General features: G+C 32.5%; 23 protein-coding genes and 1 tRNA gene. 14 read left to right on the top strand and 10 right to left on the bottom strand.

What is annotated here, in order from left to right; genetic code table 11:
• From IEV10_RS10395 to IEV10_RS10385, 3 genes are all read left to right on the top strand, one after another.
• A partial coding sequence (locus tag IEV10_RS10395) for an RHS repeat-associated core domain-containing protein (protein WP_308694211.1) occupies positions 1–1,295 on the top strand: 1,295 nt, incomplete at its 5' end.
• 11 nt (positions 1,296–1,306) lie between these two features.
• Positions 1,307–1,582: a DUF8617 domain-containing protein gene (locus IEV10_RS10390; RefSeq protein ID WP_188374652.1), complete on the top strand. Its 276-nt coding sequence runs from the start codon at positions 1,307–1,309 to the stop codon at positions 1,580–1,582.
• A gap of 147 nt (positions 1,583–1,729) precedes the next feature.
• Entirely contained in the window at positions 1,730–2,392 is a 663-nt protein-coding gene (locus IEV10_RS10385; protein WP_188374651.1) for an IS1 family transposase, read from the top strand.
• A 56-nt stretch (positions 2,393–2,448) separates the two neighbouring features.
• Here IEV10_RS10385 and IEV10_RS10380 read toward each other — a convergent pair whose 3' ends face one another.
• Positions 2,449–3,108, bottom strand: a complete 660-nt coding sequence (locus IEV10_RS10380) for a response regulator (RefSeq protein ID WP_188374650.1) — start codon at positions 3,106–3,108, stop codon at positions 2,449–2,451.
• A gap of 255 nt (positions 3,109–3,363) precedes the next feature.
• On the opposite strand from IEV10_RS10380, the gene IEV10_RS10375 reads away from it, so the two are divergent.
• Genes IEV10_RS10375 through IEV10_RS10350 form a run of 6 tightly spaced genes read left to right on the top strand, consistent with a single transcriptional unit; the run spans position 3,364 to position 7,307 of the window.
• Positions 3,364–3,723: a hypothetical protein gene (locus IEV10_RS10375; protein WP_188374649.1), complete on the top strand. Its 360-nt coding sequence runs from the start codon at positions 3,364–3,366 to the stop codon at positions 3,721–3,723.
• Positions 3,713–4,168, top strand: a complete 456-nt coding sequence (locus IEV10_RS10370) for a hypothetical protein (protein WP_188374648.1) — start codon at positions 3,713–3,715, stop codon at positions 4,166–4,168. Before IEV10_RS10375 ends, IEV10_RS10370 begins: the two co-directional genes overlap by 11 nt.
• Positions 4,169–4,170: 2 nt before the next feature.
• Positions 4,171–5,406, top strand: coding sequence for a hypothetical protein (locus IEV10_RS10365; protein ID WP_188374647.1), 1,236 nt, complete (start codon positions 4,171–4,173; stop codon positions 5,404–5,406).
• The gene (locus IEV10_RS10360; protein ID WP_188374646.1) at positions 5,394–5,723 is read left to right on the top strand and encodes a hypothetical protein; all 330 of its coding nucleotides are present in this window, start codon (positions 5,394–5,396) and stop codon (positions 5,721–5,723) included. The genes IEV10_RS10365 and IEV10_RS10360 overlap by 13 nt, the downstream gene beginning before the upstream one ends.
• A complete protein-coding gene (locus tag IEV10_RS10355) occupies positions 5,713–6,177 on the top strand; it encodes a PulJ/GspJ family protein (RefSeq protein WP_188374645.1) in 465 nt (154 codons plus the stop codon). The genes IEV10_RS10360 and IEV10_RS10355 overlap by 11 nt, the downstream gene beginning before the upstream one ends.
• The gene (locus IEV10_RS10350; protein ID WP_188374644.1) at positions 6,177–7,307 is read left to right on the top strand and encodes a type II secretion system F family protein; all 1,131 of its coding nucleotides are present in this window, start codon (positions 6,177–6,179) and stop codon (positions 7,305–7,307) included. Before IEV10_RS10355 ends, IEV10_RS10350 begins: the two co-directional genes overlap by 1 nt.
• Before the next feature lie 105 nt (positions 7,308–7,412).
• Here the strand turns inward: IEV10_RS10350 and IEV10_RS10345 are convergent.
• A tRNA-Met gene (locus IEV10_RS10345) sits at positions 7,413–7,486 on the bottom strand.
• A 127-nt stretch (positions 7,487–7,613) separates the two neighbouring features.
• On the opposite strand from IEV10_RS10345, the gene IEV10_RS10340 reads away from it, so the two are divergent.
• Entirely contained in the window at positions 7,614–8,006 is a 393-nt protein-coding gene (locus IEV10_RS10340; protein WP_188374643.1) for an START-like domain-containing protein, read from the top strand.
• Positions 8,007–8,061: 55 nt separating this feature from the next.
• Positions 8,062–8,913 carry an aminotransferase class IV gene (locus IEV10_RS10335; RefSeq protein ID WP_188374642.1) on the top strand — a complete coding sequence of 284 codons (852 nt, stop codon included), beginning with the start codon at positions 8,062–8,064 and terminating at the stop codon, positions 8,911–8,913.
• Here IEV10_RS10335 and IEV10_RS10330 read toward each other — a convergent pair.
• The 5 genes from IEV10_RS10330 to IEV10_RS10310 form a co-directional block, all read right to left on the bottom strand.
• Complete coding sequence (locus IEV10_RS10330) at positions 8,910–9,464, bottom strand: YqgE/AlgH family protein (protein ID WP_188374641.1); 555 nt, start codon at positions 9,462–9,464, stop codon at positions 8,910–8,912. The genes IEV10_RS10335 and IEV10_RS10330 overlap by 4 nt on opposite strands.
• A 129-nt stretch (positions 9,465–9,593) precedes the next feature.
• Positions 9,594–9,866, bottom strand: a complete 273-nt coding sequence (locus tag IEV10_RS10325) for an HU family DNA-binding protein (RefSeq protein ID WP_073087320.1) — start codon at positions 9,864–9,866, stop codon at positions 9,594–9,596.
• Positions 9,867–10,061: 195 nt separating this feature from the next.
• Positions 10,062–11,021 carry a methionyl-tRNA formyltransferase gene (gene fmt, locus IEV10_RS10320; RefSeq protein WP_188374640.1) on the bottom strand — a complete coding sequence of 320 codons (960 nt, stop codon included), beginning with the start codon at positions 11,019–11,021 and terminating at the stop codon, positions 10,062–10,064.
• Positions 11,018–12,913: a RecQ family ATP-dependent DNA helicase gene (locus tag IEV10_RS10315; protein ID WP_188374639.1), complete on the bottom strand. Its 1,896-nt coding sequence runs from the start codon at positions 12,911–12,913 to the stop codon at positions 11,018–11,020. The genes fmt and IEV10_RS10315 overlap by 4 nt, the downstream gene beginning before the upstream one ends.
• 1 nt (position 12,914) lies before the next feature.
• A complete protein-coding gene (locus IEV10_RS10310) occupies positions 12,915–13,475 on the bottom strand; it encodes an AAA family ATPase (protein ID WP_188374638.1) in 561 nt (186 codons plus the stop codon).
• Positions 13,476–13,565: 90 nt separating this feature from the next.
• Between IEV10_RS10310 and IEV10_RS10305 the strand changes: the two genes are divergently transcribed.
• The 3 genes from IEV10_RS10305 (at position 13,566) to murA (ending at position 15,921) form a co-directional block, all read left to right on the top strand.
• The gene (locus IEV10_RS10305; protein WP_188374637.1) at positions 13,566–13,859 is read left to right on the top strand and encodes a DUF493 family protein; all 294 of its coding nucleotides are present in this window, start codon (positions 13,566–13,568) and stop codon (positions 13,857–13,859) included.
• A gap of 88 nt (positions 13,860–13,947) precedes the next feature.
• A complete protein-coding gene (locus IEV10_RS10300; protein ID WP_188374636.1) occupies positions 13,948–14,598 on the top strand; it encodes a DUF4290 domain-containing protein in 651 nt (216 codons plus the stop codon).
• A gap of 6 nt (positions 14,599–14,604) precedes the next feature.
• The gene (gene murA, locus IEV10_RS10295) at positions 14,605–15,921 is read left to right on the top strand and encodes a UDP-N-acetylglucosamine 1-carboxyvinyltransferase (RefSeq protein WP_188374635.1); all 1,317 of its coding nucleotides are present in this window, start codon (positions 14,605–14,607) and stop codon (positions 15,919–15,921) included.
• A gap of 30 nt (positions 15,922–15,951) precedes the next feature.
• Here murA and IEV10_RS10290 read toward each other — a convergent pair whose 3' ends face one another.
• The 3 genes from IEV10_RS10290 to IEV10_RS10280 all read right to left on the bottom strand — a co-directional run bounded on the left by IEV10_RS10290 (position 15,952) and on the right by IEV10_RS10280 (position 18,419).
• The gene (locus IEV10_RS10290) at positions 15,952–16,563 is read right to left on the bottom strand and encodes a DUF2306 domain-containing protein (RefSeq protein WP_188374634.1); all 612 of its coding nucleotides are present in this window, start codon (positions 16,561–16,563) and stop codon (positions 15,952–15,954) included.
• Positions 16,564–16,697: 134 nt separating this feature from the next.
• Positions 16,698–17,864, bottom strand: coding sequence for a flavin monoamine oxidase family protein (locus IEV10_RS10285; protein WP_188374633.1), 1,167 nt, complete (start codon positions 17,862–17,864; stop codon positions 16,698–16,700).
• 120 nt (positions 17,865–17,984) lie between these two features.
• Positions 17,985–18,419 (bottom strand): DUF1761 family protein, encoded by a 435-nt coding sequence (locus tag IEV10_RS10280; RefSeq protein ID WP_188374632.1) that lies wholly within the window; start codon positions 18,417–18,419, stop codon positions 17,985–17,987.
• Between the last annotated feature and the right edge of the window lie 90 nt (positions 18,420–18,509).

The raw sequence follows: 18,509 nt of genomic DNA, 5'->3' as shown, positions 1-18,509 counted from the left end.
TTAATGATGGTGCTAACTTAACTACAGAATACACCTATGATGCCAATGGTAATATGTTAACTGATGCCAATAAAGGCATTTCATCGAATATTCAATACAACCACTTAAATTTACCAACTCAAGTGACTTTAAATGGTGGAAATATTCAGTACATTTATGATGCGACTGGTGTTAAACAAAAAAAGATAGTGAGTAACGGTACCACAACATACTATGCAGGGAACTATATCTACGAAGGGAATAGTCTTAAGTTCTTCTCGCATCCAGAAGGATATATAGAGCCTAATGGCAGTAACTTTGACTATGTCTACCAGTACAAAGACCATTTAGGAAACATACGTCTAGCTTACTCAGACAGCAACAATAATGGTAGTGTTAACGCTTCTGAAATCAAAGAAGAAAATAACTACTATCCTTTTGGCTTAAAACATAAAGGGTATAATAACGTGATAAATGGTGTTGAGAATCCTTACAATACCTTCCAAGGACAGGAAATTTCAAAAGAGCTCGGTTATAATATGTTAGAATTTAAATTTAGACACTATGACCCAGCAATAGGTAGATTTGTTGTAGTTGACCCATTAGCAGAGCATTATTCGTATAATAGCACTTACGCTTTTCAAGAAAACAAGCTTGGACTAGGAATTGAATTGGAAGGTTTAGAAATGGTTCTTTTGCCAGCTTATGGAAAAGGTGTAACTTCACAAGATATTTCTAGACAACAAGAAGCAAATCGTGTAGCTGGAACTGTGGCGGCAGTAGGACAGCTTGCTATGGTTGTACCAGTTGTTGTTGCAAATGTAGGTGTTGAAGCTACTGCTGCATTTGTCGTTCAAGAGGCTGCAGAGACGGCTTTTGAATCTATAACTAGTATACCTGTAATACTTGACCCAGTAGACGTTATCCAAAATTTCACCAAAAAAGGATTATTTAAAGGTGGGGAGAAAATGGCAAGTCACGAAAAAAAGAGAGTGGCTGAATATTTAGAAGACGGAAGTTCTGTAAGTCAAATAAAAAGAACTGATACTAAAACAGCAGATTTTGAAATTGATGGGAAGATTACCGAATTTAAAGCGTTGACAGGAGAAAAATTAAATATTAATACTGGTGTAACTAGATTAAAAGATGCCACTAAGAAAGAAGGTGTCGAAGTAATTGACCTAGATATTAGAGCAGTCGGTGGAACTAAAGCTAACGCACAAGATATATATGATAGATTTAAAGGAACTGATGCTGGAAAATCATTTAAAGGACAAGTTAGGATTGCAACCGATGATGGATTAGTAAATTTTTAAACCTTAAATAAATGGCGAGATTTAATTGTAAATGTGGTGAGAGCTTAAGTAACTCGACAAATCCAAATATAGAATATAAGATTTTTAGTAACAATGAATGGGATAATCTGATTGATAGAACAGAAAATGGAGAAAAACCTTTGGATTTTGATGGATATACCGTCCATTTTTGGAAATGCCCGAATTGCAAAAGGCTATACTTTTTTAACAACAGTAGCGATAAACCTTCACAAGTTTATAAACTAGAAGAGGAAGACGGTAGTGTAGTAAAAAAGGTCATGGATTAAGATATGACTTTAAATAACTGAAAACCAATGATTAGAGTAAAATCTAATTATTGGTTTTCTAGGTTCATTGATATATTGAAGACATAGAAAATCTCTTAGAGACTATAAAATAAGAGTTTGAGAAATCATTGTGTAGTAAATTAGGTCATGGAAAAAATTCTATGTCCCCAATGCAAAGGAGTTTCAATTAAAAATGGATTCCAAAATAACAAACAACGTTATAAATGTAAGTTCTGTAACCATCGTTTTCAATTAGAATATACTTATAATGCTTATGAACCAACAACAAATACTTTGATTAAAAATCTTTTAGTAGAAGGTTGTGGAGTTAGAAGTATCTCGAGAATTATTGGTATTTCAACAACGACTGTGCTTTCAAGAATGTTGAAAATAAGTAAAGGCATTAAGATTCCATATTTCAATAAACTTGGCTGTAAGTTTGAAGTTGATGAACTTTGGAGTTTTATTGGTAATAAAGATAATTTTACTTGGATTACCTATGCTATAGAAAGAGAAACTAAACATATTATTGATTTTTATGTTGGTAGAAAAACGAAAGAAACAATTAGACCATTAATTAATAAAATACTATTACTTCAACCAACAAAAATTTACACTGATAGATTAAATATTTACCCAAGTATAATTCCAAAGGAAATTCATAAACGCTTTCAATATTCCACTAATAAGATTGAACGAATGAATTTAACTTTAAGAACTCACATTAAAAGATTAAGTAGAAAAACAATATGTTTTTCAAAGAACAAGATTTATCTTGAAGCTCATTTAAGAATCTATTTTTGGGGATAGCTATTCCTAGTTAAGGATTCTTAATAAAAAGAAACGTTCTTTAAAAAATAGTTTTTTTATATAAATCCTTTATCTCTAGCTTCCCTTAGCAAATCTCTATCTGTTGCTTTATCTGAACAAAAAATGTCTTTAAGCTTTCGTTTTCTATATTCTACAGAGCTATTAGATAGACACACAAGTTGGGGTATCTCTTTCATTTTTATGCCAAGTGATAAATAATGTAATATGGATTTATCTATTTTATCTATAACAATATTATGTGCCAATCGCTTTCTAATACATCGCAACACACTCTTACTATAATAAGGCGGCTCTACAAGTACAGTTTCTATAGCTTTTGTAAGCTCTTTATAATCTATATCACTTTTAATTAATAAGCATTCGGGGTTTATTGTTTTTAGTACGGAGTGCATGTGCATCGTATTCCTGTAAGAAGAGAATAGTATGGTTTTTGCTTTGGGGTTTGTTTTGTGAAGCATAGCGTTTACATCATCTGCGAGTACTAGCACGTCACTATTACATGGTGGAATATTAATATTAAGTAGCGTAATATCTATAGCCGTATTAGCTTCTATTTGTTTTACTGCTTCACTATAGCTTCTTACAGTTTTTAAGTTAAAATTTCTAGTCTTATTACTAAGACTTGTAAATGCGTTTGTTAATACATCTACAAGTAGGTTTTCATTTTCTACAATAAGGACATTAATAATTTTCATTTCTTGATGGTCAATCTTTTATAAGATGCAATTTGTAAGAAAAGGTTGCTTCTTATGTATTTAATAACTTAAAATAGGCAAGTTATTATTCAGAAACATCTGATAATGAGTAAAGGCTAGAATTTAATTGGGGTGCTATTAATTTGGATGAGTAAAACTCATATAAGTGAGGAAAACCCTTAAAAGTATTAAGGAAAACCCTTAAGGTTAAAAAAGCACTTTCTTATACATTTAGTATCTAAAAATAATAGATGTATGAAAAACTATCTAAGTTTACTTTTTCTTTTTGTATTACTATCTGCATGCGAGGAAATTATAGAAGTTGAAGATATTTCTCATGAGCAAGTAAGCATACTTGCGCCAACTAATAACAGTGTTCTTAATCCGTCAACAATTACCTTTTCATGGCAATCTCTAGAGTTTGCTGAGAACTACCAGTTACAAATTGCAACGCCAAGTTTTGCAAATGCTTCTCAAATCGTTGAAGACACGCTAATAAGCACCACTAGCTTTGGCAAATTATTGAATCAAGGTAATTACGAGTGGCGTGTTAAGGGATTAAACTCAGCATACCAAACCCAATACCAAATACAGGCCTTTACTATTGAAGACTAAGAAAAAAACATACCTATTATTAGTTGTTGTCATTAGCGTTTGGGGAACCATAGCTTATAAGATAATAGCTGCATATTCTGAGGATATGCCAGAAATTAATACGCCTAATCTTGCATTACATACAGATTATAAATTAGAGTATGCAAAAGACACGTTTTCTATTCAACCTTTAGAAAGAGATCCTTTTTTAGGAACGATATACAAACCCAAAGCACAAAGCAAATCTGTTGTAAAAAAGCAGAAAGAAGTGCTTTGGAAACCTATTGAATATTTGGGTGTTATTGCTAATGAAAGAGACAAGATCTTTATTATCTCTATTGCGAATAAGCAAACACTTTTTAAAACCGGTCAGCAACTAGACAGTATAAAACTTATTAGAGGAAATAAAAAGTACATTACGCTTAGGTACAAACATCAGAACAAGACATTTAAGCTAAAACAATAGTTATGAAAAAGCTTAATGCTGGGGCCTTACAACTCGTTACTTATATCACCGTAATCATTGCATTATTATTGGGGTGTTTTATCCTTTTGGTCCACACTCAACGGAAGTTTAAAACAAAGTCTTATAACCTTACGGAAACTATTCAAAATATAGACAAAGGAATTTTAGATTTTGTAAATAGTGCCCCAAAGCAGGATAGTGTTTCTATTTACACAAATAAAGGCGCTCTTAACTACAAATTAGAACCTTGGGGTGTTTTCCAGAAGCTTGGTATAATTTCTAAACAGAAAACATATACCTATAAAAAAACAGCACTTCTAGGAAGCTCCCAACCTATTGAAGAAAATGCTTTGTTTATCAAAGACCATAATAAAGCTTTGGTACTGGTTGGAGATACTACTATAAAAGGTGATGCTTATTTACCAGAGCAAGGCATAAAATCTGGGAACATTGCTGGGCAAACTTACAGCAAACCTAGGTTTGTAGATGGTAATATTGCACCTATAAAGCAGTTTCCTAAACTAAAGTTCAAGCTTAGAAATTACTTGCAGAATATTCAAAACTATTATGACAACACTAATTCTGAACCTATATACATAAAATCTGGAGGCACTTATCTAAATTCTTTTGAAAGGTCAACTCAGGTTTATATAAATCCTAATCCCATTTATCTTGAAAACATTACTCTTAAAGGCAATATTATTATTCAATCCGATGCTAAAATTGTTATTGACGCCTCATCAAACCTAAAAGATGTAATACTTATTGCACCTATTATAGAAATCGAAGATACGACTAAAGGGACATTTCAGGCATTTGCTTCAGAATACATCACTGTAGGAAAGCATTGTAATCTTAAATATCCATCTGCTTTGGTGTTAGTCAAAGACTACAGAAACTCATTTACTGAAGATAACTATATTGATGTTGGCTCTAACTCTAGACTCAGAGGTAGCATTGTACTTCTGGGCAGAAAAGACTCTAAAAATTATAATCCGCAACTTATTATTAATAAAAGTGTAGAAATTAAAGGGGAAATCTATTCTGAGCAAACCATCGAACTCTTGGGTAAGGTATTTGGTACCATCTATACTGATGGTTTTATAACCAGAGCTAATGGCTCATACTACCAAAATCATTTATGTGATGTAGAAATCAATAGACATAAACTTGAAGATGAATATGTGGGTTTAGCATTTCAAAACTCAAAAAAGGGGATTGCCAAATGGCTATATTAAAAAAAATAAAAGCAGCCACGCTAATGGAAACATTAGTCGCAACAGTATTAATTGTTGTTGTGTTTGTGATGGCAAGTCTCATACTTAATAATACATTTTCTAACCTTATAAGAAGTAAAAAGCATCAAGTGCATAACTACATTTATGAGTTAGAATACCAATACTTAAACAATAAGATGAGTCTGCCGTATTCTACTGAATATAACAAGTGGGATATCTCAATTTATAGTGATGCTAATATATCTGGAGAAATAAAAATTATAGCAATTAATAAAGACACTAAAAAGCAAATAGAAAAGACCATTTATGACTATTGATAATAAAATAAAATCCTTTACCCTTCAAGAACTATTAGTCACCATTATAATAACTGCGATAGTTGCTGGAATGGCATTTTCCGTATTGAATATGGTACAAAAGCATATGTGGTCAATACAAAAACACATGACAGCGAATACAACTTTAATACAGTTAGAGCAATCTTTATGGATCGAGCTAAATAGATATCCTATTGCAGAGTATAATAGTCAACAGTCTGTTCTTAAATTAAAATCTGAAATAGATTCGGTAAGTTATCATTTCTCTAATGACTACATCATAAAAGCAAAGGACAGTTTCAATATTAAACTAAAATCAAAAGCGTTTTATTTTAATGGTCATATTGCAAATTCGGGATCTATTGATGCTCTAAAACTCACTTTAGGCAAATCTCCAAATGAAAAGACTCTCTTTGTTTATAAACGTAGCGATGCTAACCAATTTATTAAGTAATGGCATTTGATTTAGCTAACATAGAACAGTCCAAATCCAAAGCGATTTCAAAAGAGACAACTTCTTTTCTTGAAAAAGAAATTGTGCTTTTTAGAAAAGGGTTTTCTAATAAAGTAAAAGAAGATTTCTATACTGAGGTTAGTGTACTATTAAATGCTGGTGTTAACTTAAAGGAAACTCTAGAATTACTTTACAATTCTCAAAAAAACAAACACAATAAAGACATGATTAATACAATGCTTACAGATGTTATTTCTGGTAAGAGCTTGTCCGAATCTGTGAAAGATTTAAAATCATTCTCACGATATGAATATTATTCCTTAAAAATTGGAGAAGAAACTGGCAGAACTCCCGAAATCACGAAACAATTAGGTGATTTCTTTTCTCGCAAAAATGAACAACGCAGACATCTGATTAACGGACTTACGTATCCTGCAATAATCATTTCTACAGCTTTGTTGGTCGTTATATTTATGCTACAGTTTGTTGTGCCCATATTTCAAGATATATTTAAACAGCAAAATGCTGAGCTTCCTGGTATAACGCTTTTTGTAATGTCATTATCTCAAAAAACACAAGAGTACGGATGGTTTATTTTACTAACCATAGTTGGTATAATTATTTCAATAGTATTACTAAAAGAAAATCCTAAATATCTCAAACTTAAAGATGCATTACTACGTAGAATTCCATTTATTGGAGATTTTATTAAAACGGTTTACTTATCGCAATTTACACAAGCTGTGGCTTTGCTAACCGCATCAAAAGTTCCTGTAGTCAATAGTATTAAGCTTGTAAAACAAATGATACGGTATCAACCCTTAACCCAAGCTTTAGAAGCTATAGAATTAGAATTACTAAAAGGTAAATCATTAAGTTATAGTCTTTCTAAACACAACATCTTTGATGATAAAATGATTGCACTTGTAAAAGTTGCAGAAGAAACCAACCAAACCCAATACATGTTTGAGCGCCTTAACCAGCAATACAACACCAAAGTGCAACAGCGCTCCAAAATGCTCTCCACTGTTTTAGAACCTACAATTATACTCATTGTTGGTGTTTTTGTAGGTTTTATATTGGTGGCTATGTATTTACCAATGTTTGAGTTGAGTAATGTGATGGGGTAAAGGATGCATCCATTAGCTGTTATTTACTCCTTTATTGATTGATGCATTACAAAAAAAACGGCTTAGGATGAACTAAGCCGTCAGTTTTAGGTAATTTACATTTAGTAGCGAGATCGAGATTTGAACTCGAGACCTCCGGGTTATGAATCCGACGCTCTAACCAACTGAGCTACCTCGCCGTTTGCGGGTGCAAATATAAAAACAAATTCCGCTATGGCAAACTTAAGATTCTAAAAAAATAAATTTAGTTTAAAGTTTTGAATTGAATCATAATTGTATATATTGAGCTAATAATATATTACTTATATGGACGATAAAATTAAGTACGAATTAGAATTTCCAATACACGCATCGCCGCAGTTATTGTTTCAATATATATCGACACCTTCAGGCTTATCAGAATGGTACGCAGATAATGTAAATAGTAGAGGAGAACTATTTACTTTTATTTGGGATGGTAGTGAAGAGCAAGCAAAATTATTGCTTAAAAAAAGTGCTGAACGTGTAAAATTTCGTTGGTTAGAAGATGAAGAAGATGATAATTCTTGTTATTTTGAAATACGAATTCAAGTCGATGAAATAACTAAAGACGTGTCATTAATGATTACAGATTTTGCTGAAGAAGATGAAATTGAAGAATCAAAAATGCTATGGGAGAATATGATTGGAAGTTTAAAGCAAGTTTTAGGATCAGCATAAACGATTAATACATACAAACCTTATCTTTATCCCGATTTTTATTCGGGATTTTTTTATGATAAATATAAACGGGAATTTAATTAGCGCTCAAGACGCTAAAATTTCAATCGGAAATAGAGGATACAAGTATGGTGATGCCTTATTTGAAACTCTTAAAGTTGTCAATGGTAACATCTTTTTTTTCGAAGATCATTATTTTAGATTAATGGCATCCATGCGCATTTTGCGTATGGAAATCCCAATGCATTTTACGATGGAATTTCTTGAAAAAGAGATTCTAAAAACTGTTGATGCCAATGATTTATTGCAAAATTCCGCTAGAGTAAGGCTAAATATAGATAGAGGAGAAGGTGGTAAGTATATGCCCAATGCGAGTAGTACAGTTGGCTATAATATTGTAGTTGAAACTTTGAGTAGCCCATTCTATCCTGTAAATTCCTTTGATACATATATTGTGGATTTGTACAAGGATTATTACATGGCACCTGGTCTGCTTTCTGGATTAAAATCTAACAATAAAGCCATCCAGGTTATTGGAAGTATCTACGCAAAAGAAAACGGCTTGGACAATTGTTTGGTTTTAAATACCAACAAAAGTGTTATAGAAGCGTTGAATGGAAATTTATTTTTAGTAAAAGACAGTACCATTAAAACGCCTCCTTTAGAAGATGGCTGTTTAAAAGGTGTTATGCGAAAACAAATCTTAGCCTTATTGCAAAACAATCCCAACTATATTATAGAAGAAGCTTCAATTTCTCCTTTTGAGCTTCAAAAAGCTGATGAGCTTTTTATAACCAATACTATAGTTGGTATCCAGTCAATTGGACAGTATCGCAAAAAGAAATATGTAAATACTATTGCAGCAGAAATTATAAAAATGCTAAATGTAAAATTGCGCTTAACTTAATTATAGCTTGGATTTTCTGGTGCATTAGACCATATAGAATATTCGCCACCAAGTTCTAGCATTTTTTCTTTCCAAAACTCATTACAGCATTTAGATATAATGCTGTTATCATAATTGTTTTTAGAAACAAACCATGCATGCGAATCTAATTCATCTTTGAGTTGTTTTTCTTCCCAACCAGAATACCCTAAGAAAAATTTGATATCCTCAGACGTAATTTTACTAGAGTTAATTAACTCTAGAACCGTATTAAAATCGCCTCCCCAAAAAATACCTTGAGAGATTTCAATGCTATTAGGTATCAATTCTGGTGATTTATGAATAAAATAAAGATTATCTTGTTCAACTGGGCCACCATTGTATACTGGAAGTTCAGAATCTGTACCTTCTATAAGGTCTTTAAGATTATAATCTAGCTTTTTATTGAGAATAAACCCTACTGAGCCTAGGTTGTTATGATCAGCCAAAAGAATAACGGCTCTATTGAAAGATAAGTCTCCAATAATAGATGGTTCAGCAATTAGTAAGCTCCCTTTTTCTGGCTTTTTCACAATTGATGTAGGATTAATGCTACTTAAAGTTACTATTTTTTTTTAGATACACAATTATTTGAAAGTCAAATTTATATCATAAAAAAAGCCTGCTGTATAGCAGGCTTTAATATCGTAAACAAATTAAGCTTAGTTTACAGCATCGCTTAAGTCAGAACCTGCCTTAAACTTTACTACATTTTTAGCTTTGATTTTTATTGTCTTTCCTGTTTGAGGATTTCTTCCGTCTCTAGCAGCTCTTCTTGTAACTGACCAAGAACCGAAACCTACTAATGATACACGGTTACCTTTTTGTAAAGAACCTTCGATATCAATTAATAATCCGTCTAATGCTTTCTTAGCTGCAGCTTTAGTGATGCCTGCATTTTCAGCCATGCTGTTGATTAAATCTGTTTTGTTCATAAAATGTTAAATTTAAATTGTTAAGTATTAGGTTTTCAACATAAATGTTAAAATCTGTACACAAATTTATACGTATAATCCGTTCATGCAAGTAATAGCCTAGTAAATACGGGGTTTTGTTAATAACTTAGTGCATTTGTTAATAAAGGTGTGCATTTTATCGATTATTTACAGAAACCTAATGAAAATAAGGGTTTAGAGCATTTTTGCATTTTTATCAAATTCAAAACCATTTAATAAAGATTTTGAGTCCATTTTTCGCTTATTTGGAAGTTGTAATTCTTCAACTTTGATATATCCATTTTTACAAGCCACTTTTATTTCATTATCTGAAATTTTTATAGTCCCATTTTCATAATTATGCAAGGCTAATAGTTTTGAAACTGCATATACTTTTATGGCCATATGTTCTTTATCTCCATTGTCTAAATAACACCAAGCTGTCGGAAATGGATTTAATCCTCGAATTTTGTTATAGATATGGTCTATATTTTGATTCCAATCTATTTTGCAGTTCTCTCTATTAAGTTTATATGCTGTTTTTAGATTTTTGTCTTTTGGTTGTATGGTAGTCTTTACGTTATCAGCTTCAATTTGTTTTATGGTTTTAATGACTAAGTTGCTTCCAATAGCCATTAGCTTATTGTGTAATTCACCTACTGTTTCATTATCTGTAATACCTGTTTCTTCTTTCATTATAATTGCACCAGTGTCTATTTTTTCATCAATAAAGAACGTTGTAACACCAGTTTTTTCTTCACCATTGATAATGGCCCAATGTATTGGAGCGGCACCACGGTAATTAGGTAGGAGAGAGGCATGCAAATTAAATGTACCAAATTCTGGCATTTGCCAAACCACTTTTGGTAGCATTCTAAAAGCCACTACAATCTGCAAATTTGCGTTGAGTGTTTTTAGTTCGTCAACAAAGGCTTCCGATTTAAGATTTGTAGGTTGCATAACGTTTAAGTTATTAGCGACAGCAAATTCTTTTACAGCCGATGCCTTTAGTTTTCTTCCACGTCCTGCTGGTCTATCTGGTGCAGTAATTACACCTACAATATTATAATTATAATCTATAAGATTTTTTAAGGTAGCTACAGCAAAATCTGGAGTTCCCATAAAGACGATTCTTAAATCTCTTTGTTTTGTCATTTGAGCTTGTATGTATTTGTTGCAGTAATAACTACAGTTTCATCTTCTGTAAGATAAGATAAGACTTGTAATAATTGTATTTGACTGCATTGAATATGATTTAATAATTCTCTAGAAGACCTGTCCTTATCCTTTAACAAATCTAGTATGTTTTGTTTAATAGATTGATTAGACTGTTCTGAATCACTTTTTTTATTAGAGATACAGACAGAGCAATGGCCGCAATCTGCTGTTGATACTTCATTAAAATAGCTTAACAATTGCAAACTTTTACAGACAGAATCATCATTAGTGTAATCTATAACACTTTGTATCTGTTGCTTTTTTAATTGCTGTTGTTGCTCTATAATAGGTATGATTGGGTTGATGGTCTTTTCATCCTCACGGGGTTTAATAAAAGTAATTTCAGAATCTGTGTTGGCAATGTTTAAGTCTATAATATTATGAGCTTCTAAGTCTTTTAAAATTGCTAAAAACTGCTTTGCATTAATTTCGGCTTTTGTAGCTACTAAATCAACATCTATTTTAGTTGGGTAATCCAAAATGCCACCATAGGTTCTTAAAAGTGCTTTTATGGGCTTGTTTTGAGACTTATTTTGTTCTAAATAGTTGAATATTTCTGAATTTGATATTTTGAATTGAACCGTTGTTTTAAAATTGAATCGTTGATCTAATGCGATAATACTGTTACTATCTAAAACTCTCAAGGCATTATAAGTCAATGTTTTTTTTAGTTGGTATATATGACAAAACGTTTTAAAGTTAAGCTGATGTGCTGTGTTTTGACCTTCGCCATAAGAAACCTGAAAATAGTTACATAGTTTTTTATAAACATACTTTATAGCGTCTATTGAGGGTAAATTGCTTAAAAATTGGGACTTAAGTTTATCCTCATCAATATTTTTCTTGAGTATTACAGCTATAGCACTTTCACCATTTCGTCCTGCACGACCTGCTTCTTGATAATAACTTTCTAAACTTTCTGGTAAATTGTAATGAATAATGCTTTTTACATCAGCTTTATCAATTCCCATACCAAAAGCCGTTGTGGCAACCATTATTGGTTTCTGATTGTTGGTCCAAAGATGTAATCGTTCGGTTTTCTGAATGTTGGTTAAGCCACCATGATAGAAAGTGACTCCGAACCCTTTAGACTCAAGATAATTACTGATGTTTACTGTCGCTTTTCGACTTCGAGTATATATAATAGAAGCACCTTTGTTCTGATTTAAAAGATATTCAAGATGGTAGTTTTTATCTTCGGTATGTATGACTTGGTAGCTTATATTTTCTCTAATAAAAGACCCTTTAAATATTTTGGCATCTATAAAATCCAAGGCCACTAAAGTATCGTCAATAACTTTAGATTTTGCAGTTGCGGTCAAGGCAATGCAATTAACAGTAGGTTGAAGCTCTCTTAGTTTTGAAATATTTTGATATGCAGGTCTAAAATCGTTTCCCCATTGGCTAATACAATGCGCTTCATCAACAGCTATAAGATTAACATTCATGCGTTGAATGCGTTCTTGTACTAAAGTTTGTTGTAAACGCTCTGGTGATAGGTATAAAAATTTATAATTGCCATAAATACAATTGTCTAATTGCGTATCTAAATCTGAATAAGACATTCCTGCAGAAATAGACATGGCTTTAATACCTTTTTGTTTCAGTGCGTTCACCTGATCTTGCATGAGTGCGACTAAAGGCGATATAACGATGCATATTCCCGGTTTAATAAGTGCAGGAATTTGAAAACAAACTGATTTTCCACCACCAGTTGGTAATAATGCAAAGGTGTCATTACCATCAAGTACAGACGTTATGATTTCCTCTTGAAATGGTCTAAAAGAGGTATGATTCCAATAACGCTCTAATACTTCAATTGGATGCATGTTAAAGGTGTGTATGAGACATAATAAAATCGGTTCTTTCTTCAATAGTGCCAAAAGGAACCTCAATTATAGAATAACCAAATTCTTGGTATGTTTGTTTTAAGCTATGGTAAATGTCAACGGCTTGTTCAAAGGTTTCAAATCGCTCACCATCGTCTGTATAAATGGCTTCCCAAGGCGGTAACAAAAATATTTTATCGTATTTGTAGGTGTTACAAATGGTGTTAAAAGCCTCACTAATAGGCTGATCAAAGTACGACATGTAAGCCAAAACATCAGGAATTCCTCGGTCATAAAATACCAGTTTTTCATTCGCAGAAGTTGCTTTGTTAAAGTCATCAATCCTAAGATTAATGAGGTTGGTATTAAACGCATTTGAGTCTGAAACTAATGCAATAGGGTTTGAATGTAAATCGGTAATATCTCCTGTGTCTTTTGCTTTTGCAGTTAGCTTTCTTATAACTTCTTCAAAACAGTAATGACCTCTTGATGCTAAATCATCAATTATTGCAGTTTTTCCTGTGGCTGGCCCACCAGTAATTACTATTCGCTCTATATTCAAAATGGCAATGTTTTTGCTGTAAAATTCGTAATAAAATATTAGACAGAAAAATATAAAGTTAACTGTATCTTTGCAGTTCAAAAATTGATTATGAGTACATCGGATAAATCAGAAGCATTTTACAAAAAGCTAAAAACGCAATTACAAGATACGGCACTTTGGCCTTCAGAGTATTTGTATAAATTTATTGTAATAACAGATGCTTCCAAAATAAAAAAATTGAGCAACTTATTTGACAATCAAGGCGCAGTAATTACAACAAAAGAATCAAAAAACGGAAAGTACACAAGTGTATCGATTAACGTAAAGATGAAAAACCCTGATGCTGTAATTGCTAAGTACAAAGAAGTGGCCAAAAAAATAGAGGATGTTATTTCTTTATAATGTTGGTATAGGTATCTAAATTTTTGTACTTTGCGACAGAACCAGTAACTACAGGTTTGCACAATATTTACTACACATTTTTACAATTTTGATAGACGATTTAGAATACAATACAGAGCGTGAGCATTTAATTATTCCAGAATATGGGCGTCATCTGCAAAAGATGATTAATCATGCAAAATCGCGTGAAACAAAAGAAGAGCGCAACAAATTAGCAAAAGCAATTATCTCTGTAATGGGTAATTTGCAACCGCATTTAAGAGATGTTCCAGATTTTCAGCATAAACTTTGGGATCAATTATTTATCATGGCAGATTTTGATATTGATGTTGACTCACCATATGACAAGCCTGAGCGAGAAGTCATTCATGCACGTCCAGAACCATTAGAATATCCTCAGAACCATCCTAAATACCGTTTTTATGGAAACAACATAAAAACGATGATAGATGTTGCAATTACTTGGGAAGAAGGCGAAATGAAAGAAGCGCTCGTATATACAATAGCAAATCACATGAAAAAGTGTTTCTTAAACTGGAATAAGGATACTGTTGAAGATGCAGTCATTTTTGATCACCTTTTTGAGCTGTCTAACGGAAAGCTTAATCTTAAAGATAGCGAAGATGATTTAACGGATTCTAGCAGTTTGTTACGCACAAAATCCAAATATGGAAACAAGAGCAGTAATAAGAAGAGTAATAATAAGAAGAAGTATTCCAACAATAGAAAACGTTACTAAAAACGTATGGGAACATTTAAAATAGAAGGTGGTCATCAACTCAAAGGAGACATCACGCCGCAAGGTGCAAAAAACGAAGCATTACAAATTTTATGCGCTGTATTATTAACATCAGAAACAATTACTATAGACAATATTCCTGATATTGTTGATGTCAATAAGCTTATTAAATTATTGAGTAACCTTGGTGTTGAAGTCCATAAACTTGGCCCAAACAAGTATACTTTTAAAGCAGAAAATGTCAATTTAGAATATTTAGAATCTGAAGCTTTCAAAGTTGAAGGACGAGGTCTCAGAGGTTCTATTATGATTGTAGGCCCGTTATTAGCCCGTTTTGGAAAAGGATACATTCCGAAGCCTGGAGGAGATAAAATAGGACGTAGACGATTAGACACACATTTTGAAGGCTTTATCAATCTAGGTGCAAAATTTAGATACAATAGAGAAGACTATTTCTATGGTGTTGAAGCAGACGAGCTAAAAGGTACCTATATGCTTTTAGATGAAGCATCTGTTACCGGTACTGCAAATATTGTAATGGCTGCTGTTTTAGCCAAAGGCGAAACGACCATTTATAATGCTGCTTGCGAGCCTTATTTACAACAGCTTTGTAAAATGCTGAATAGAATGGGCGCTAAAATTACTGGTGTAGGTTCTAATATGTTGAAAATAGAAGGTGTAGATAGTTTAGGTGGAACTGAGCACAGAATGCTTCCAGACATGATTGAAATTGGAAGTTGGATAGGTCTAGCTGCTATGACAAAGAGTGAGTTAACAATTAAAAATGTAAGTTGGGATGACTTGGGTGTTATACCAAGTGTTTTTAGAAAAATAGGAATAACTGTTGAGCGTAAAGGCGATGATATTTTTATTCCTGAGCACAAAGATGGTTACGAAATACAAAACTATATTGATGGTTCTATTCTCACCATTGCAGATGCACCATGGCCAGGATTTACACCAGATTTATTGAGTATCGTATTAACAGTGTTAATACAAGCAAGAGGTGAAGCTGTTGTGCATCAAAAAATGTTTGAAAGTCGTTTGTTCTTTGTCGACAAATTGATTGATATGGGCGCGAAAATTATTCTTTGCGATCCGCATAGAGCAACTATTATTGGTCATGATTTTAAATCGCAATTAAAGGCTACAACAATGACATCACCTGATATTAGAGCAGGTGTATCTTTATTAATTGCTGCTCTTTCAGCAAAAGGCACATCGACCATTCATAATATTGAACAAATCGATAGAGGTTACGAAAACATAGATGGACGTTTACGTGCAATCGGTGCTAAAATTCAACGACTAGAAGGAAATTAGAAAACTTTTCAATACATAAAAATATAAGCTTCAAGAGGTCTTGAAGCTTTTTTTATTCACTATAAAGTAGGCTACAATTATATTAGGAACCCAGGCTAACCAAGCCACAATTGGATAACCTTTGCTAAATCCAATTGTAGAAATAAGAATTGGTAACCAAATTCTTAGTGTAACTGCTGAGAAACATGCTGCATAGCTATATATCATCAGCTTTTGATGTAGCCGTATATTTTTAGTTTTTATAGCCATTAATGCCCACAGTGTTGAGGTCAGCCATATTAGTGCAAGAGATAGAAAACCAACAACACTTACCATACCGCCAGTTGCAAAAATGGCAATATAAATTCCGCAGAGACCACTAATAACTACAGAAATGATATATGTTTTACCAATAGTCCTATGCAGCTTTAGGTTTTTGTTTCTAAGCTTTGTATTGAATTGTAACCACCCAATGAGCAATGCTATGCCACCAAAAACAATATGTCCGTAGAATGCAATATTCCATATCGTATCTAAAAGTAGTTCGTCTGGTTTTGTGAGTAATAGCCCAAAACGACTATCAATAATAAAATAAATTAAAGGATACAAACCTATAGCCGAAGATAGGATGCCTAATAGAATCCAAGAGATTTTTTTGTACATAGTTTTTGATTGATGTATTGCTAAAGAGTATTTAAAAATTTAAGTGTTACAGTTTTAAAAGAACTATTGAAATGCTAGATGCATCTACTGAAAAAATCACATATTTTTTTATTTAAAAGACTGATAATCTATCGTTATGTAATTTCGTTAATGGTTCTTATTGCAGATCGTGCTGCTGTATGTACGCTGCTCCAATCTTCTCCAGTAGTGTAAACAGTTCCTGCAAAAAACAACTTATTGTCTACAGACTCTCCAAGAGTTCTTATTCGCCTCCAATCTTCCTGGTCAGAGACATAAGCGCCTTTTGCAAAAGGTTCATTATTCCAATTTTGAGATATATGTTTTATATAGTTTGAAGAGGCTTGATTATTAAAAATACCATCTAGCTCCTCAAGCATGTAATCAATCAATTCGCTATCCGATAAATTTCTGTAAGGAAGTGTCCCTGTGCCAACTGTAAATAGACCTAAAATATGTCTATCAGAATTTTGACCATAAGAGGCATCATAATACAGCTTTTGTCCTGCAGATTCCGGTATAATATTAAAGCCCACTGCTGCTGGATAAAATTTTTCTGAAAACTCAATAAATGCTTTAAAACCATCCCAAACAGTTACATTATTTATAGCATTCAATTTGTTTTCGGGTAATTGAGGTGTAAAAGAAATTAGACCATTTTGCAATAATTTTACGGGTGTAGTTATAATAACCTTATCCGCTGTAAATTCTTCATTTTCAGTAGTTACCAATATATTTTCATCAGAATAATTAATAGTATCTACAAGCTGATTGAATATAATTTTATCTTGAATTGATGGTACAATATATTGTGCAAAAAAATCGTACCATGACGCATTTATAAACTTTTGGTCAATATCAAAACCTAAATCTCCCAACGACACTTGTTGTCCTTCAAACAAAGCATAATCATTATCTGGATCATAAGGTGTGGTTTCAATGGTATTCTGTACAGAAGAATTGTTGATGATTTCATCAAAAATGCCTCTTTCTACATGTAGCCACTCTGCACCTAGAGGAATAGGGAAATCCACAAACTCTGTGTTTATTTTCATTCTACCGCCATATACTGAAGACGCTTCTAATATTTGAAACTCTATACCTTTCTGATTTAAAAGATATCCTGCTGTAAGACCAGCAGCACCAGCTCCAATTATTAAAACCTTTCCTTCAAAGGTTGTTTCAGAATTAATGTTATTAGATTTACATGCAGCTAGTACAGATTGAAAAGGAATGCTAATACCCAAAAGGCTACACATTTTTATGAACTCTTGTCTGGTCATACTTTTTATAACTCTTTATAGCGGTCTCGACGATGATTTTCCGCAGTAACTGAAAGATAGCAAATTACAATTAATTGAAGGAGATAGAATTTTTTTGCAAGGCTTAACGTAAATAAAATCTTAAGAGACTATTACATTTTCCCAGTGATTCATAGCATCCAAAAGGCCTCCCATTAGAGCGAGTGTTATTATCCAATAACATATAATAATCAACATGTTTTTCCAGCGTTTAAGACCAAATGTTTCAGTAATTATGACTACTGGAGAAACTACAGTAATGGCAATAAAGACACCATGCCATACACCATGTCCAAACGTGTCAAAATCGCCTTCTTGATTAATACCATCATTGTTAAAATTCAATAAGAAAAACGAAAGAAAAAAGGAGAGAATAAGAGATACAATTACAAGTATAAACTTATTCAATTTTTTATCTGATGTATCTATTGAATCTGACAAGGCTTTACCAAATACCTTTTTATGAAAGTAAGTCAAACCTATAACTAATGGGGTTATGGTAGAAAGAATCATCGAAAGCCAGTTGATATTATCCATAATTAATGTTGTGTGTTTTAGTAACTAAAATAACAAATACAAAACGAATATAAAATCCGCAAGAACTTTTATAAGTATGCTTTACTAGTA

Origin of the sequence: Winogradskyella haliclonae, assembly GCF_014635865.1 — a bacterium.
Classification (GTDB): Bacteria; Bacteroidota; Bacteroidia; order Flavobacteriales; family Flavobacteriaceae; genus Winogradskyella; species Winogradskyella haliclonae.
The sequence above is the reverse complement of the archived record's forward strand: the minus strand, read 5'-3'. Positions and strand labels throughout refer to the sequence as shown.

What these genes read in the sequence shown, in the direction of transcription:
- IEV10_RS10390 (WP_188374652.1), top strand. Translation starts at nt 1,307, where the DNA reads ATGGCGAGATTTAATTGTAAATGTGGTGAGAGCTTAAGTAACTCGACA.
- IEV10_RS10385 (WP_188374651.1), top strand. Translation starts at nt 1,730, where the DNA reads ATGGAAAAAATTCTATGTCCCCAATGCAAAGGAGTTTCAATTAAAAAT.
- IEV10_RS10380 (WP_188374650.1), bottom strand. Translation starts at nt 3,108, where the DNA reads ATGAAAATTATTAATGTCCTTATTGTAGAAAATGAAAACCTACTTGTA.
- IEV10_RS10375 (WP_188374649.1), top strand. Translation starts at nt 3,364, where the DNA reads ATGAAAAACTATCTAAGTTTACTTTTTCTTTTTGTATTACTATCTGCA.
- IEV10_RS10365 (WP_188374647.1), top strand. Translation starts at nt 4,171, where the DNA reads ATGAAAAAGCTTAATGCTGGGGCCTTACAACTCGTTACTTATATCACC.
- IEV10_RS10360 (WP_188374646.1), top strand. Translation starts at nt 5,394, where the DNA reads ATGGCTATATTAAAAAAAATAAAAGCAGCCACGCTAATGGAAACATTA.
- IEV10_RS10355 (WP_188374645.1), top strand. Translation starts at nt 5,713, where the DNA reads ATGACTATTGATAATAAAATAAAATCCTTTACCCTTCAAGAACTATTA.
- IEV10_RS10350 (WP_188374644.1), top strand. Translation starts at nt 6,177, where the DNA reads ATGGCATTTGATTTAGCTAACATAGAACAGTCCAAATCCAAAGCGATT.
- IEV10_RS10340 (WP_188374643.1), top strand. Translation starts at nt 7,614, where the DNA reads ATGGACGATAAAATTAAGTACGAATTAGAATTTCCAATACACGCATCG.
- IEV10_RS10335 (WP_188374642.1), top strand. Translation starts at nt 8,062, where the DNA reads ATGATAAATATAAACGGGAATTTAATTAGCGCTCAAGACGCTAAAATT.
- IEV10_RS10325 (WP_073087320.1), bottom strand. Translation starts at nt 9,866, where the DNA reads ATGAACAAAACAGATTTAATCAACAGCATGGCTGAAAATGCAGGCATC.
- fmt (WP_188374640.1), bottom strand. Translation starts at nt 11,021, where the DNA reads ATGACAAAACAAAGAGATTTAAGAATCGTCTTTATGGGAACTCCAGAT.
- IEV10_RS10315 (WP_188374639.1), bottom strand. Translation starts at nt 12,913, where the DNA reads ATGCATCCAATTGAAGTATTAGAGCGTTATTGGAATCATACCTCTTTT.
- IEV10_RS10305 (WP_188374637.1), top strand. Translation starts at nt 13,566, where the DNA reads ATGAGTACATCGGATAAATCAGAAGCATTTTACAAAAAGCTAAAAACG.
- murA (WP_188374635.1), top strand. Translation starts at nt 14,605, where the DNA reads ATGGGAACATTTAAAATAGAAGGTGGTCATCAACTCAAAGGAGACATC.
- IEV10_RS10290 (WP_188374634.1), bottom strand. Translation starts at nt 16,563, where the DNA reads ATGTACAAAAAAATCTCTTGGATTCTATTAGGCATCCTATCTTCGGCT.
- IEV10_RS10285 (WP_188374633.1), bottom strand. Translation starts at nt 17,864, where the DNA reads ATGACCAGACAAGAGTTCATAAAAATGTGTAGCCTTTTGGGTATTAGC.
- IEV10_RS10280 (WP_188374632.1), bottom strand. Translation starts at nt 18,419, where the DNA reads ATGGATAATATCAACTGGCTTTCGATGATTCTTTCTACCATAACCCCA.